This is a genomic window from Flavobacterium sinopsychrotolerans (assembly GCF_900110375.1).
Classification (GTDB): Bacteria; Bacteroidota; Bacteroidia; order Flavobacteriales; family Flavobacteriaceae; genus Flavobacterium; species Flavobacterium sinopsychrotolerans.
Genome location: NZ_FODN01000001.1, coordinates 59,015 through 72,928, shown reverse-complemented (window position 1 = coordinate 72,928; position 13,914 = coordinate 59,015). Strand labels below are relative to the sequence as shown.

Genomic DNA, 13,914 nt, shown 5'->3' with positions numbered 1-13,914 from the left:
CGGCATGGTTCATTTTCTAAAAATAGAAATTAGTTAGGAGATATGCAAGTAAAAAAGGGTTTATGGGTGTAAATAACAAATGTGACATTCAACATTATTATTGCACTTTACTAAAATCCAAGTCCTGAAAATCATAACTAAAATCAGTTAGCTCAGAAATGGGTTTCATGGTTAATCTTACTGCTTTTCCAGTGGCATCGCATTCAAAAAATAAATGGGCATCAGCATGAAAATAGGCATTGTCCCATTTCACCACATAATTAGTGTCTTTGTAGAAAAAAACTTCACCGGTAAGTTGTGGAGAACGTTTTGAAGCAAAATACAATCGTCCTTTCTTTTCTGAAAGTACGACTTCTCCAAACCAATTATCTTTGTATGTTCCCGTAAAGCTTTTGAAATCAATTTTGATTTTGTCCTTTTTGTTCTTGGCTACGGTTGCCCAAACTTCATCGGTTACTTTGTCAGCAGAGGCTTCGTTATCCTTTAAACTCGCACTATAATTAGTAACATAATCCTCGGATAGGATGCCTAAATAACTGTCTTTTATAGTATTGGTAATTGCTCTGAAAGCGGCACCTGATTGCTGATTGGTCAATACAATAATTCCTAGATTCAGTTCCGGTATAAGGGTCACTTGCGTAACAATCCCTTCTAATCCGCCGGTGTGCGTTACTTGTTTGTATCCTTTTACATCACTCAGGAACCAGCCCAATCCATAACCACTGAAATGCGTGTTGTAAGGCGGTCTCGTGGTCGCAGGAATTATGGTTTGTAATTGCCACATTTCGGCGTGTTCTTTTTTAGAAAATAATTGCTTGTTATCCGCGCCATATTGTCCGTTGTTCATTTGCATAATGGTCCATTTACTCAAATCATTTACACTGGAGTAAATACCAGCTGCCGCATCAAAAAGTTGGTTTTGGTAGCGTTTGATTACTTTTAATTTACCGCCAATAGGAACGTGAGGTGCAATAATGTTTGTAGTGTCTTTTAAACGTAAAAAAGAAGCGGCGCTATGATTCATTTCTAAAGGTTTCATCATGCGTTCTTCTACAAAATCACACCAACTCAAACCGCTTGCTACACGAATAACTTCTCCGGCAACAATGTACAGTAAATTGTCATAATCGTATTGCGTTCTAAATGCCGAAACCGGTTTTAAATATTGTAAATTCTGAATGATATCTTGTGCTGTAAAATTACTTCCGTCAGGCCAAATCATCAAATCTCCAGCGCCAAGACCCAATCCACTTCTATGCGTCAATAAGTCCCGGATCGTAAATTCATTCGTCACATAGTCATTATACATCTTGAAATTAGGAAGGTATTTGATGACTTTGTCGTCCCATTTTACTTTTCCTTCATCCACTAACATTGCCAAAGCGGCGCTTGTAAACGCTTTGCTGTTGGATGCAATTCCAAAAAGCGTGTTCGCATCCACTTTTTCATTAGTCAAAATGGATTTTACACCATATCCTTTCGCATGAATAATCTTTCCGTCTTTGACTATTGCCACTGCAATTCCAGGAACATTGAAAGTTTTTAAAGTGCGATCAACTAATTCATCCACTTGAATCGAACTAATTTGTGCGAAAGAAAGAGTGGTTGAAATTAATGCTATTGCAATGAATAATTTATTTTTCATAGTATCTATGTATTTAATAAAATGGTAAATCTTTACTGTTTTTTGTTTTTAAATCTAAAACCCTCTTTGTCTTTTGGCTTCAAAAATCAAGATGGCTGCGGCAACCGAGACATTCATAGAATCTATTTCGCCTTGCATCGGAATAATAATATTTTGGGTCGCTTCTTTTCTCCATTCTTCCGTCAATCCGGTGGCTTCAGTTCCTACGACTAATGCCGTTGGAGTCGTGTAGTCCTGCGTGTGATACGATGTCGAATTTTGTAAAGTTGCACAATAAAAATTGATTTTTCTTTCTTTCAAAAAAGCAATAATTTCTGATGTGGTTCCAGTTGCAATTTGCTTGGTAAACAAACAACCCACGCTGGAACGCACAATATTTGGATTGTATAAATCGCTTTTTGGATTGGCAATAATCACCGCATCCAGATTTGCAGCATCGGCGGTACGTAATAAAGCACCAATGTTTCCTGGTTTTTCGGGAGCTTCGGCAACCAGAATCAAAGGATTTTCAGATAATTTCAAATCGGATAATTGCATCGATTTGGTTTTGGCTACAGCCAAAATTCCTTCGGTGGTATCACGATACGCCAGTTTTTGATAGACTTCTTTGTTGATTTCAATCAGTTCCGCATTTTTGGATAATGCTCTGGCATCCGTTTCTGAACAAATCTCTGGTAAAAATAATAGCGTTTCCATTTCGTAACCGCCTTTGATGGCAATCGAAATTTCGCGTTTTCCCTCCATTAAAAAAGTACCGGACTGTTTGCGTGCTTTCGCTTTTTCCTGCAATTGCACTAAAGATTTGATATATGGGTTTTGTATCGAAGTGATTTGTTTCAAGACTTTCAACTATTTAATTAGTAGCAACAAAGATACATAGAGAAAATCCAGTTTTCTAATCCGATTAGAATATTTATTTGGAAGTTATTGATTCATTAATTGTAGGTATTTCTAGCTGTTTTTACGTGTATTTTCTCTATTTTTGTCAAAATCCCAATCAAAATGTTTCATTTATTAGACATCATCGGTACAATGGCTTTTGCCATGTCAGGCGCATTGACGGCCATGAGTAAAAAACTCGATCCTTTTGGGGTTTTTATCATTGCATTTGTAACTGCGGTTGGCGGCGGAACCCTGCGGGACATTATGATTGGACGAACTCCTGTAGGATGGATGCTGGACTTGAAATATGTTTATGTTATCAGTATTGGGTTTGTTTTGGCAATCCTTTTTCGAAAAAAATTCGACAGATTACGAACTTCCTTGTTTTTATTTGACACGATTGGCTTGGGCGTTTTTACATTGATTGGCCTTGAAAAAGGAATCAATATTGGACTTCATCCTGTAATTTGTATTGCTTTAGGAACCATGACCGCTTGTTTTGGAGGTGTTATCCGAGATATTTTATGTACCGAAATCCCCGTTATTTTCAGAAGAGAAATTTATGCCACGATTTGTATTCTGGGTGGAATTGTCTTTTTCCTGCTTCGAAGACTGAATTTAGATAATGATATTTTATATTTAACTACTTCAATTGTTATCATATCGGTTCGTTTAATGGCCGTAAAATTCAAATGGTATTTGCCCACTTTAGAACATAAATAAAAATTGATTACTTTCACGGAGTCTAAAATTTAACAGTGAAAAATTATTCTGTCAAACCATATCGGGAAAGTGATTATGCAAATTGGAATGCCTTTATTGGTCAGGCCAAAAATGCTACTTTTTTATTTCACCGAGATTTTATGGAATACCACAGAGATCGATTCGAGGATTTTTCGTTGATGGTTTTTGAAGACGAAAAACTAATTGCTGTTTTGCCGGCAAATAGAGTTGGAGACATCGTTTATTCCCATCAAGGTTTAACGTATGGCGGATTGGTTTATTCTCCTAAATTAAATGGAGAAAAAGTAGAAGAGATTCTGGATTCTATTTTGTCCTTTTTTAAAGAAAATGAGCTGCAATCGTTCTTTTATAAATCTATTCCGATGTTTTACACTTCAAAAGGTAATGCTGAAATGGATTTTTTCATGTTGAAAAAAGGAGCATTTTTGGATAAAAAAGAAATGAATCTCGGTATCAATTTATCCATGCCTTTGACAATTTCAAAAAGTAAGCTAAAGCATTTCAGGAAAATTCAAGAGCTCGATTTAGAACTGGTGCAAGAACAGCAATTGGAATCGTTTTGGGGATTGGTTTTAGAGCCAAGATTATTGGAGAAATACAATGCTACGCCCGTACATACTTTACAAGAAATTACTAAACTAAAGGAAAAATTTCCGAATAATATCAAACAGTTTTCAGTGTATTTTGAGGACGTTATTATTGCAGGTATTACACTTTTCGAAACGGAAACTGTTGTGAAATCGCAATATGGAGCTACCACTAAAAAAGGGGAAGAATTACGCGCATTGGATTTTTTATTTATCAATTTAATAGAAAAATACAAGAGCGAAGGCAAACTTTTTTTTGATATGGGAATTGTTAATGAAGACAATGAAAAAGGATATCATGCCGGACTTTTGAAACAAAAAGAAGAATTAGGATGTTCTGTTTACAGTCAGGATTTTTATAAAATGAATTTTATATGATATCATTTCTTGATTTAAAAAAGATAAACGAACCGTATGAAACTGCTTTTCAAGAAAAATTGAAATTGGTTTTAGATAATGGTTGGTATGTTTTAGGAAATGAAGTCAAGGAATTCGAAACCAGTTTTGCAAACTATTGCGGCACTGAATATTGTGTAGGTGTTGGAAATGGTTTTGACGCTTTAGTTTTGATTTTCAAAGGTTATATTCAGTTAGGGAAATTGCAAAAAGGCGATGAAGTTATTGTTCCTGCTAATACTTATATTGCAAGTATTCTGGCTATTTTACAAGCAGATTTAATTCCTGTTTTGGTCGAGCCAAAGTTGGAAACCTACAACATTAACCCCGATTTAATTGTAGAAAAAATTACTTCAAAAACCAAAGCGATTCTGGTAGTTCATCTTTATGGACAACTGGCAGAAATGGATGCAATACATAAAATTGCTGTTGCAAATGATTTACTGGTTGTTGAAGATGCGGCTCAGGCTCACGGCGCTTCCTTTGAAGAAGAAAGTTCTAACACCCGGAACCTAGAACCAAAAACCCAAGCCTATAGTTTTTATCCGGGAAAAAATTTAGGAACATTAGGTGATGCCGGTGCGGTTACCACAAATGATTTGGAATTAGCCAAAGTGATTCAATCGCTTCGGAATTATGGTTCGGAAACCAAATATTACAATGATTATATTGGTGTAAATTCAAGATTAGACGAACTGCAAGCAGCTTTTCTGAACGTGAAATTACCGTTTTTAGATGCTGAAAATGAAAAGCGAAGAACAATTGCCAAACGGTATTTGTCCGAAATTAAAAACGAGAAAATAACGCTCCCATTTTGGGATTTGTCAAATAATCATGTTTTTCATTTGTTTGTCATTCGAACGCAGAATAGAACGCAGTTTCAAGAATATTTACAGCAAAATGGGATTCAAACGGTCATACATTATCCGGTTCCGCCGCATAATCAAAAAGCATTATCTCCCGAAACTTCGGGATGGAATCATTTGTCGTTTCCAATTACTGAAAAAATTCATGATGAAGTATTGAGTTTGCCCATAAGTCCAGTTTTGACAGATGATGAAGTGGGATTTGTAGTTAAAATAGTTAACCAATGGATGTTTTAATAAAATCATTTAATCGGCCGTATTATTTAGATCGATGCCTTCAAAGCATTTATGCAAATGTGCTGGATACAACTATTTCTATTAAAGTTTTAGACGACGGTACACCTTCTCGCTATTTAGAAAAAATTAAATTGAAATTTCCGAAAATTGAAATATTTAAATCAGAATCTTATGATGAAAAATCCAATAGCATTGAAAATAATCAAGATTTAGAAAACACGAAAATTCCAATTGCTTTATGGCTAAATACAGCAAAACAAGCAACCGATTATTTTTTGTTATTAGAAGACGATATTTGGTTTACCAGAAAAATTAATTTTGAAGAAACACAAAAATTTTTAATTGAGGAGAATGTGTTTTCCCTAAAATTATTTTGGCTCAATAATCCAAAATTGATTCATGGAACCACAATAAAAAATAAGGGTAGTGTAACAATTTTTAATCCGAATGTTTTTACCAAAAATCCATTTTTGCATAGGCTTATTTTTGGTATGACCCGATTTAATATTAGAAAAACAATGGGGTTTTTAAAATTATATTCGAAAGAGAAAGCATTACATTACTATTCAATTTATGGTGTAGCGGGCGCTATTTTTAATAAAAATTATTTTTTGAGTTTGTGGGGTACTCACAACAATCAAGTGGATGAAAATTTGCAATTGAAAAATGCTGTTAAATTTTGGTATAGAAATCCTAAGATTCAATTTGCGCGAACGAATGAAGAATTTGTTGCAACAGGGTTTTTATCTTCGGCAACAAATAAAAATTTTGATGCAGGTGAATTTGATATTTTTACTTTCAATAAAATTTTAAATGAGGCATGGTTTTCTAATAAATTCGATGTTATGGATAATTTTCCAAACGATATTAATGTATCAAAAATCAATGCGATTTTATTCGACGAAAACAATCCAAAAGCCACAACAGAAGATTGGGAAAAATGGGTTTTTCTTTTCAAGAACCAATTCCAGAACATTGGTTGTAATATTTAAAATACAATAGGAATAGAGGCAAATCAATCACATAAAACAATTTTAAAAGCAACGGGAGTTTTTGGCTTTTCGCAAGTATTGAGAATTCTTGTGGGATTGCTTAGTTCTAAATTTGTCGCTTTATTTTTAGGTACAACAGGAGTCGGAATTGTAGGGCTTTTGCAAAGCACGCTTTCTATTATTACCTCTGTAACGGGATTTGGGATTAACATTAGTGGTGTGCGAATGGTAGCTTTAGCACATTCTGAAAAAGATCAAGAACAATTTTCAAAATCAATTGTAGTCCTCCAAAGATGGTCTATTGTGACTGGAATTTTAGGTGTTTTACTAACTTTTTTACTTGCAAAACCATTAAGTATTTGGACTTTTGGCTCCGTCAATTATATAAATTGGTTTTTCATCTTATCCATCAATTTTATTTTTTCAAGTTTAGCAGTCAGTAAAATGGCGGTTTTACAAGGTACTCGTTCGATGAAGGCAATTGCTGTTTCAACGGTTATTTATGCTGTTTTAGCAACGTGCATTACCATTCCTATTTATTACTTTTTTAGAATGGATGGAATTGTTCCCGTCTTGGTTTTGATAGCTGTTTTGAATTATTTAGTCAATTGGTTCTTTTCAAGAAAGATTGAAATAATTCCTGTTCAAGTCAGTGTAAAAGAAACTATTTCGTGTGGAATAGAAATGATTCAATTGGGTTTTTTACTTTCTATTAATGTAATTTTTGGGCAAATCATGTCATATTTGCTGAAGTTGTATTTTAATTTTCAGAATACTTCAGTGTCAATTTTAGGGTTGTATGTAGTAGCTTCTACGTTGTTAATTACTTATGTTGGAATGATTTTTAGCGCCATGTCCACTGATTTTTATCCGAGGCTGACAATCGTACAAAAAGAGAATTCGCAAGTAAAAGAAATGGTAAATGATCAAATTGAAGTTGCATTATTATTAATTACACCATTAATTTTAGGATTCTATTTTTTAGCACCAATTGTTATCAGACTGCTCTATTCAAAGGATTTTCTTGATGTGGTTTTAATTCTAAAATTCGCCTTATTAGCAATAATTGTTAAAGCAATTATTTGGCCGCTCGCTTTCATAATTTTAGCTAAGGGAGAAAAAAAACTTTATTTTAAACAAGAACTTTTAGGGGATGCGATGAATATCATTTTTACTATTCTGTTGTATGAATATCTAGGTTTAGTCGGAATTGGTTTAGCAATGTTATTTAATTACGCGGTTTACGGCGTCTACGTCTATAATGTGGTCAAAAATAAATTCCAATTTAATTTTCGGAAAAATACGTTAGGAATTATAGTGAAATCGACAGTTTTAGGAAGCTTGGCAGCAATAACCGTTCTTTTTATTGATTACCCAAATGCGTATTGGATTCTGTTAATTTTGTGTTTGATGTCTATTTGTTTCTCTTATATAGAATTTAATAAAAGAATTAATATCAAAGAATATGTACTAAAGTTTAGAAATAAATTGAAGAAATGAGACAAGTCAATTTTCCGGCATTGACAGGAATCCGGGTTCTTGCAGCTTATATGGTTTACCTACATCATTTTAATCCTTTTAAAGCAGAGGTATTTGGTGCTAGTGTGCATTATTTCTTTGATGGTTTTCACGTTGGAGTGACTTTGTTTTTTGTGTTGAGCGGATTTTTAATTACACATCGGTATTATGACAGTGTTGATTTTGATTTCAAATCGTATTTACAAAAGCGGTTGGCTCGAATATACCCTATGTATTTTATTTTGACTTCATTGACATTTATTTTAGGGTATTATTTTTTTAAAAGTTATGGCGGTTTAGGAAATTATTTTTTGAACATTACGTTCTTAAGAGGTTTTTTTGATGATTTAAAATTTAGCGGAATTGCTCAAGGATGGACATTAACAGTAGAAGAATCCTTTTATTTTCTAGCGCCCTTGTTTTTTATAGGTATAAAAAAATGCAAATGGATGGTAGTTGTGATTCCATTCTGCTTTATTTTATTGGGTACTTTATTAGTTGAAATCTTTGAAAATTTTGCCTTTTATGGTTTTATGAATAACATAAATTTTATGTTAGGATATACTTTCTTTGGTCGGATATTTGAATTTTTTGTAGGTGTAGCATTAGGACTACTTTTAAAAAAGAATTCAAATTATAACTTTAATTTTTTTACGGTTGTAGGTGTTTTGGGAATTCTATTTTCCATTTATTTTTTGTCGATTTTGGAGAATCATCCTGATTCCGAGCTGCTTTTTATTCAAAAAAGTATAATTAATAGTGTACTACTTCCTGTTTTTGGAATAATGCCTCTTTTTTACGGACTGATTAAGGAAAAGACGGCATTTTCGAAAGTATTAGGCAGTGATTTTTTTATCTTGTTGGGCAAAAGTTCTTATGTTTTTTATCTGATTCACATTGGGTTTTTTAGAACTTTTTTAAATACAATTTCTACGAATTATTTTTTCATTTTTCTATCTTTAAATATAATTGCGATCGCACTTTATTTTTATGTAGAAAAGCCGTTGAATAGTTATTTTAGAAGAATTTAAATTTTTATCGAAAGTGATTAAACTAACTACAGAATCAAGATAAGCGAATAAGAAACGTTTACTTTTTTGTTTTCGATCTAACTTTTAACTCTAAAAAAATATATTTCATTAACAAACGAAAATCCCTTGTTTTATAAGCAATTGTCATTTCATAATGAATTCTTTTCAACATCGCTGTAAATTCTTCTTTTGTGCGATTTAGAATAAAAGCTTTGTTCAAAATTAAGTAAGTAGAAAAATTAAATCGACGGGTTCTTTTGTTGTTTTTCTTGGTTAGCAAAGTGTACATTGAATTAGGTAGCACTCTTTTTTGAATCAATATTTCATCAATGTAATCAAAATTATAAATTCGTGCTGCTCGAATCCAGAAATCATAATCTTCGTAAGCCAGGTTTTCGTCGTAACCGTTTAGCGTTTCAAAAACTTCTCTTTTGACTAAAGAACTGATAGAGCAAAGATTATTGTTGCCATTTAGTAAGCCGATATAAATGTCGCCTGTGGGCTGTGATTGTATTCTTTTTCGATTGGTATCGGTTTTAAAATAATCGTTGATGAAACTGCCGTCTTCACTTATTAACTCGGCATTTCCATAAATAAAACCTACATTTTTATGAGAAGTTTCTTTAAAACCTTTTAGTTGTTTCGCAATACAATCTAATTTTAAAACATCATCGGCAGCTAAATCAATAATATACTCACCCTTAGCTAATTTTAAACATTTATTAAAGGTTTTGGTATTGCCCTGATTTTTTTTATTCACTAAAAACGGAATTTCAGGATGTTGTTTTAGCCATTTTTCAATCACTTTTACCGAATTATCCGTACTGAAATCGTCTGCAATAAGGAGCTCTACATTGGAATAGGTTTGATTTAATACCGATTCCAATGCCTCTATCACAAAATTAGTATGATTATAACACAAACAAATAACGGTAACTAACGGACTGTTGCGCATGAATTTGAGATAAGAGTTTTATATTTGTTACGAAAATAATACTTCAGTAGTGGCAAAGCAAGGCAAAAGGACTAAAATAGCTCTCGTGGGATATAAATTGGCCAATGGCGGATTAGAGCGTATATTTAGCAATGTTTCAGAGTTGCTTCATCACTCGAATTGTGACGTTCACCTGATTGTTTTAGAAGATAAAATTGAATACCCGTATCACGGGACTTTAATTAATTTAGGCCATTATTCTAAATTCAAAAAATATTTCAAACTAAAACAGCATTTAAAAATAAATCAATTCGATTATATAATTGATTTTCGCTATCGAATTAATCCTTGGATGGAGCTGCTATTTATCCATTATATGTATGTAGGTTTCAAATTTATTTATACGATTCACAGCAGTAAATTAGACGCTTATCTGACTCCTGTAAATTGGATTGGCCAACAAATGTTGAATAAAGCCTATAAGATTATCGCTGTATCAAATGCATTAAACGAAAAAATAAAGGCGAATTATCATTATGAAAAAGCTGTTGTAATTCCTAATTCAATTTCTGTAAAAGCGATTGAAATGGAGTGTGTCGATTCTAAACTTTCCTTTAAATATTGTATTACTGTTGGACGATTAGTGAAGCTGAAACAATTTGACAAACTAATTGAGACCTATAGTAAATCAAATTTGCCCAACAGAGAAATTCATTTAGTGATTTTGGGTGAAGGGGAAGAGAAAGAGCATTTGGAAAAACAAATTGAATATTTGCAGATGACCGAGTTCATTCACTTATTAGGTTTTAAAGATACTGCACTTTGTTATATTAGGGAAGCCCAATTTTTAGTGCTATCCAGTAAATACGAAGGTTTTTCGATGGTAATTTTAGAAGCGTTATCCTCTGGAATTCCTGTTATTTCTTTTGATTGTGAAACAGGACCAAGTGAATTAGTAGAAAATGAATACAACGGTTTGTTAATTGAGAACCAAAATTTTGAAGCACTTCAAGAAGCATTTGAAAGAATGGTAGATGACAGCCAACTTTATTATTCATGCAAAGAAAATGCAAAAGCATCCGTGATTTCCTTTTCTAATGAAAACAGTGTTGAAAAATGGTTAAGTTTATTGAATCATAATATAATTTAAAATGGATATAGCGCGAATTTTAATTCCAAAAATTGAAGACAATCGAGGAAATTTATCGGTGATTGAAAATGATGTTCTGCCTTTTGAATTTAAAAGAGTATACTATTTATATGATGTTCCAGCTGGTGCGGAGCGTGGCGGGCATTCTCATATAGAACAAAAAGAGTTTCTCATAGCTTTAAGCGGAAGCTTTGATGTGGTTTTGAATGATGGCCAAGAACAGAAAATAATAACCCTTAACAAACCTTTTGAAGGGTTATTAATTAACCAAGGAATTTGGCGTGAACTTAATAATTTTTCTTCGGGAAGTGTTTGTTTAGTCATTGCTTCTGCCGTTTTTGATGAAGGCGATTATATCCGTAAATTTGAAGATTTTCTAGCTTTTAAAAATAATTAGCGATACACGGAAAAGTAGATTCCATTCTTGTATAATTTTTTCTTAAATCTTAATAATGGAATTTGAATCCATCGCGGCAAATGGAATACAAGCCAATTTTTTACTGTTATGTTTTCTTTGGCGATGCTTTTGTAATATTCATTTGCTTTCTTTAAGTCACCGCTGATTTTAAATTTTAACGCATAATCCATACGATTGACATCAATAAATGCTTTAAGGCTAGGATTGTTTTTTTCGTTTTCTTGAAATTGGGAAAAATCAATCAAATTTTTATCTCTAATGTTTGTTTTTGAAAGGCTGTTGCTGTCTATTGTATTATATTCCACAGTAACCAAATTTGTAATGGCAACAGGAAAAAAGAGCACAATCTTTATCCATAAATCTAAGTCCTGTCCGCTTGAAATATTCGGGTTAAAAAGTCCTGTTTTGTTTAAAACGGACTTTGGAATTGCTACTGCAGAGGTTAATGCAATCCTGCTTATTAAGCTGGAATAAAAGAAATCAGGAATAATACCTGAAAAATTTTCAGCTATTTTTAAAAAATTGTTTGTAATATGTTTATCCTCGGACACTTTCGAAATGTATCTTGAGGCATAGAGTCCGGCTTCGGGAAATGTATAAATTAATTCATTTAAAACTTCAAGATGATTGGGAAACCACAAATCATCAGCATCTAATAAAGCAATATAAACTCCCTTTGATTGTTGTATTCCATAATTTCGGGCAACAGAAACTCCTTCGTTTTTTTTTGAGAAATATTTAATTCTGGCATCATTAAATTTCAAAACAATTTCTTCACTTTTATCTGTAGAACCATCATTTACTATAATAATTTCAAAGTTTGTGAAGGATTGCTCAAGGACGCTACGTAGAGTGGCTTCTATGAATTTTTCCTTGTTGAATAATGGAATTATTACTGAAAAGTAAATCATGTCAGTATGGTTTTTATTTGCAAATGAAGCCTACTCTAAAAACATTAAAGATAAATAGACTAGGATTTTTTCCTTTAAGATTTTTTAATAATAAGTTTTCAAAAAGTGGAAATAGTTTTGAAATTGGTAAACTTAATTTTGTTCTTTTTAAAAAATGATATAATTGAATCAGTCTTACAAATTCAATGTCAATTTTTGCTTCTTCGTATAATGAAATCAAATTTTCTAAAGCCTCTTTTGTTTTTTTTAAATAAATCAAATTAGTATCAATGTCACCGTGTTCAACAGGGTTTTCAATATGATTTATTTTAGATTTTAAAAGACTTAATTGATACGAAAGTTGGGTATCATCATGACCGTATTTCTTTCTGTCTTTATCAAATTTTACTTTGTTGAAACAGTCTTTTTTAATTAGGGTATTATTAAAAAGTAACGATTGATACGGTTTTTTCTTTCGGTTTTCGGCAGATTTGTCTTCAATAAATCTTCCGTATTTCCAACGTAGTTTTTGATTGTCGGAAGGGCATTTTTCAGGATGCAACCTACCGCCATAAACAACATCAAAATCATGAAGATTGTCAATGTGTGTTTTTATAAAATTGTCATGAATAACAATGGAGTCCCCGTCGATAAAAAGCAAATGATCAAATTTTGCTTGCTCAGCTAGGGAATTTCTGTTTTCACGATGCGCTAGATTTTTTTTTAACGAGAGAAAACTACAATTTGATAATGCATTTATATTCTCATTAAATGCATTCAAACTTGATTGTGAAGCATCGTCTTGGCACAAAATTTCAAACGCTATTCCGCAATCTATACATTGCTTTTGCAGCTCCAAAACTAGCGGATAAACATTGTAATTATAAACCGGAATTAGTATCGAAAGCATTACGCGTTTCGCTGCTGAATCACTTCAAAGATTTTTGCATCTTCACATTTCAATGTTTTCGAAGGGAATTTCATTAGCAACGCATAATCGTGTGTCGCCATAATGATGGTTTTTCCGTTGGCATTGATTTTCTTTAAGACTTCCAACACTTCGGCGCTCGTTTGTGGATCTAAGTTTCCTGTAGGTTCATCCGCAAGGATTAATTCCGGATCGTTCAGCAAAGCGCGAGCGATGGCCACACGTTGTTGTTCTCCTCCAGAAAGTTGATGAGGCATTTTTTTGCCAAAATCTCTCATTCCCACTTTATTCAAAACTTCGTCAATCTTGTTTTGCATTTCTACGTTGTCTGTCCAGCCAGTTGCTTTGAGTACAAACAACATATTGTCATTTACAGTACGGTCCGGAAGCAATTTGAAATCCTGAAAAACGATTCCAATCTTTCTTCTCAAAAACGGAATGTCATCTTCTTTTAATGTGGCTAAATCAAAATCTACTATATGACCTTCTCCTTCCGTTAAAGGCAAATCAGCATATAAAGTTTTCATTAAACTGCTTTTTCCAGAGCCTGTTTTTCCAATGATGTAAAGGAATTCACCATGTTTTACCTCTAAGTTTACCTCTGTTAAAATAGATTTTCCTTCTTGATAAATAGTTACATTTTTTAAAGACAGTACGGATTGTGACATAATTTGCATTTGTTTATTGGGTAAAAGT

General features: G+C 32.8%; 14 protein-coding genes. 8 read left to right on the top strand and 6 right to left on the bottom strand.

The window, feature by feature from the left end:
- Positions 1 to 97: 97 nt before the first annotated feature.
- Together BMX64_RS00295 and BMX64_RS00290 are read right to left on the bottom strand one after the other, a co-directional pair.
- Entirely contained in the window at positions 98 to 1,645 is a 1,548-nt protein-coding gene (locus tag BMX64_RS00295; RefSeq protein WP_091164509.1) for a serine hydrolase, read from the bottom strand.
- A gap of 54 nt (positions 1,646 to 1,699) precedes the next feature.
- On the bottom strand, positions 1,700 to 2,485 hold the full coding sequence (locus BMX64_RS00290) for a TrmH family RNA methyltransferase (RefSeq protein WP_091166500.1): 786 nt from the start codon (positions 2,483 to 2,485) through the stop codon (positions 1,700 to 1,702).
- Positions 2,486 to 2,647: 162 nt separating this feature from the next.
- Here BMX64_RS00290 and BMX64_RS00285 point away from each other — a divergent pair, with 162 nt between their 5' ends.
- The 6 genes from BMX64_RS00285 to BMX64_RS00260 are packed head-to-tail and all read left to right on the top strand — an operon-like array spanning position 2,648 to position 8,898.
- Positions 2,648 to 3,250 carry a trimeric intracellular cation channel family protein gene (locus tag BMX64_RS00285; protein ID WP_091164506.1) on the top strand — a complete coding sequence of 201 codons (603 nt, stop codon included), beginning with the start codon at positions 2,648 to 2,650 and terminating at the stop codon, positions 3,248 to 3,250.
- Between the two features lie 35 nt (positions 3,251 to 3,285).
- Positions 3,286 to 4,236, top strand: a complete 951-nt coding sequence (locus BMX64_RS00280) for a FemAB family protein (protein ID WP_091164502.1) — start codon at positions 3,286 to 3,288, stop codon at positions 4,234 to 4,236.
- Complete coding sequence (locus BMX64_RS00275) at positions 4,233 to 5,357, top strand: DegT/DnrJ/EryC1/StrS family aminotransferase (protein ID WP_091164499.1); 1,125 nt, start codon at positions 4,233 to 4,235, stop codon at positions 5,355 to 5,357. Before BMX64_RS00280 ends, BMX64_RS00275 begins: the two co-directional genes overlap by 4 nt.
- Positions 5,345 to 6,349, top strand: a complete 1,005-nt coding sequence (locus BMX64_RS00270; protein WP_091164496.1) for a glycosyltransferase family 2 protein — start codon at positions 5,345 to 5,347, stop codon at positions 6,347 to 6,349. The genes BMX64_RS00275 and BMX64_RS00270 overlap by 13 nt, the downstream gene beginning before the upstream one ends.
- Before the next feature lie 6 nt (positions 6,350 to 6,355).
- Entirely contained in the window at positions 6,356 to 7,849 is a 1,494-nt protein-coding gene (locus BMX64_RS00265) for an oligosaccharide flippase family protein (RefSeq protein ID WP_091164492.1), read from the top strand.
- Positions 7,846 to 8,898, top strand: a complete 1,053-nt coding sequence (locus BMX64_RS00260; RefSeq protein ID WP_091164489.1) for an acyltransferase family protein — start codon at positions 7,846 to 7,848, stop codon at positions 8,896 to 8,898. The genes BMX64_RS00265 and BMX64_RS00260 overlap by 4 nt, the downstream gene beginning before the upstream one ends.
- Before the next feature lie 58 nt (positions 8,899 to 8,956).
- Here BMX64_RS00260 and BMX64_RS00255 read toward each other — a convergent pair whose 3' ends face one another.
- On the bottom strand, positions 8,957 to 9,853 hold the full coding sequence (locus BMX64_RS00255) for a glycosyltransferase (RefSeq protein WP_091164485.1): 897 nt from the start codon (positions 9,851 to 9,853) through the stop codon (positions 8,957 to 8,959).
- An 85-nt stretch (positions 9,854 to 9,938) separates the two neighbouring features.
- On the opposite strand from BMX64_RS00255, the gene BMX64_RS00250 reads away from it, so the two are divergent.
- Positions 9,939 to 10,982, top strand: coding sequence for a glycosyltransferase (locus tag BMX64_RS00250; RefSeq protein WP_143056039.1), 1,044 nt, complete (start codon positions 9,939 to 9,941; stop codon positions 10,980 to 10,982).
- Between the two features lies 1 nt (position 10,983).
- On the top strand, positions 10,984 to 11,379 hold the full coding sequence (locus tag BMX64_RS00245; RefSeq protein ID WP_091164476.1) for a sugar 3,4-ketoisomerase: 396 nt from the start codon (positions 10,984 to 10,986) through the stop codon (positions 11,377 to 11,379).
- On the opposite strand, the gene BMX64_RS00240 is transcribed toward BMX64_RS00245, so the two are convergent.
- The 3 genes from BMX64_RS00240 to BMX64_RS00230 are packed head-to-tail and all read right to left on the bottom strand — an operon-like array spanning position 11,376 to position 13,886.
- Positions 11,376 to 12,311 carry a glycosyltransferase family 2 protein gene (locus BMX64_RS00240; protein ID WP_091164471.1) on the bottom strand — a complete coding sequence of 312 codons (936 nt, stop codon included), beginning with the start codon at positions 12,309 to 12,311 and terminating at the stop codon, positions 11,376 to 11,378. The two genes, BMX64_RS00245 and BMX64_RS00240, sit on opposite strands and share 4 nt — an antisense overlap.
- 13 nt (positions 12,312 to 12,324) lie before the next feature.
- Positions 12,325 to 13,200, bottom strand: a complete 876-nt coding sequence (locus tag BMX64_RS00235; RefSeq protein ID WP_091164467.1) for a glycosyltransferase family 2 protein — start codon at positions 13,198 to 13,200, stop codon at positions 12,325 to 12,327.
- Complete coding sequence (locus tag BMX64_RS00230) at positions 13,200 to 13,886, bottom strand: cell division ATP-binding protein FtsE (protein WP_091166499.1); 687 nt, start codon at positions 13,884 to 13,886, stop codon at positions 13,200 to 13,202. Before BMX64_RS00230 ends, BMX64_RS00235 begins: the two co-directional genes overlap by 1 nt.
- Positions 13,887 to 13,914: the final 28 nt, after the last annotated feature.

What these genes read in the sequence shown, in the direction of transcription:
- BMX64_RS00295 (WP_091164509.1), bottom strand. Translation starts at nt 1,645, where the DNA reads ATGAAAAATAAATTATTCATTGCAATAGCATTAATTTCAACCACTCTT.
- BMX64_RS00285 (WP_091164506.1), top strand. Translation starts at nt 2,648, where the DNA reads ATGTTTCATTTATTAGACATCATCGGTACAATGGCTTTTGCCATGTCA.
- BMX64_RS00275 (WP_091164499.1), top strand. Translation starts at nt 4,233, where the DNA reads ATGATATCATTTCTTGATTTAAAAAAGATAAACGAACCGTATGAAACT.
- BMX64_RS00270 (WP_091164496.1), top strand. Translation starts at nt 5,345, where the DNA reads ATGGATGTTTTAATAAAATCATTTAATCGGCCGTATTATTTAGATCGA.
- BMX64_RS00260 (WP_091164489.1), top strand. Translation starts at nt 7,846, where the DNA reads ATGAGACAAGTCAATTTTCCGGCATTGACAGGAATCCGGGTTCTTGCA.
- BMX64_RS00255 (WP_091164485.1), bottom strand. Translation starts at nt 9,853, where the DNA reads ATGCGCAACAGTCCGTTAGTTACCGTTATTTGTTTGTGTTATAATCAT.
- BMX64_RS00245 (WP_091164476.1), top strand. Translation starts at nt 10,984, where the DNA reads ATGGATATAGCGCGAATTTTAATTCCAAAAATTGAAGACAATCGAGGA.
- BMX64_RS00240 (WP_091164471.1), bottom strand. Translation starts at nt 12,311, where the DNA reads ATGATTTACTTTTCAGTAATAATTCCATTATTCAACAAGGAAAAATTC.
- BMX64_RS00235 (WP_091164467.1), bottom strand. Translation starts at nt 13,200, where the DNA reads ATGCTTTCGATACTAATTCCGGTTTATAATTACAATGTTTATCCGCTA.
- BMX64_RS00230 (WP_091166499.1), bottom strand. Translation starts at nt 13,886, where the DNA reads ATGTCACAATCCGTACTGTCTTTAAAAAATGTAACTATTTATCAAGAA.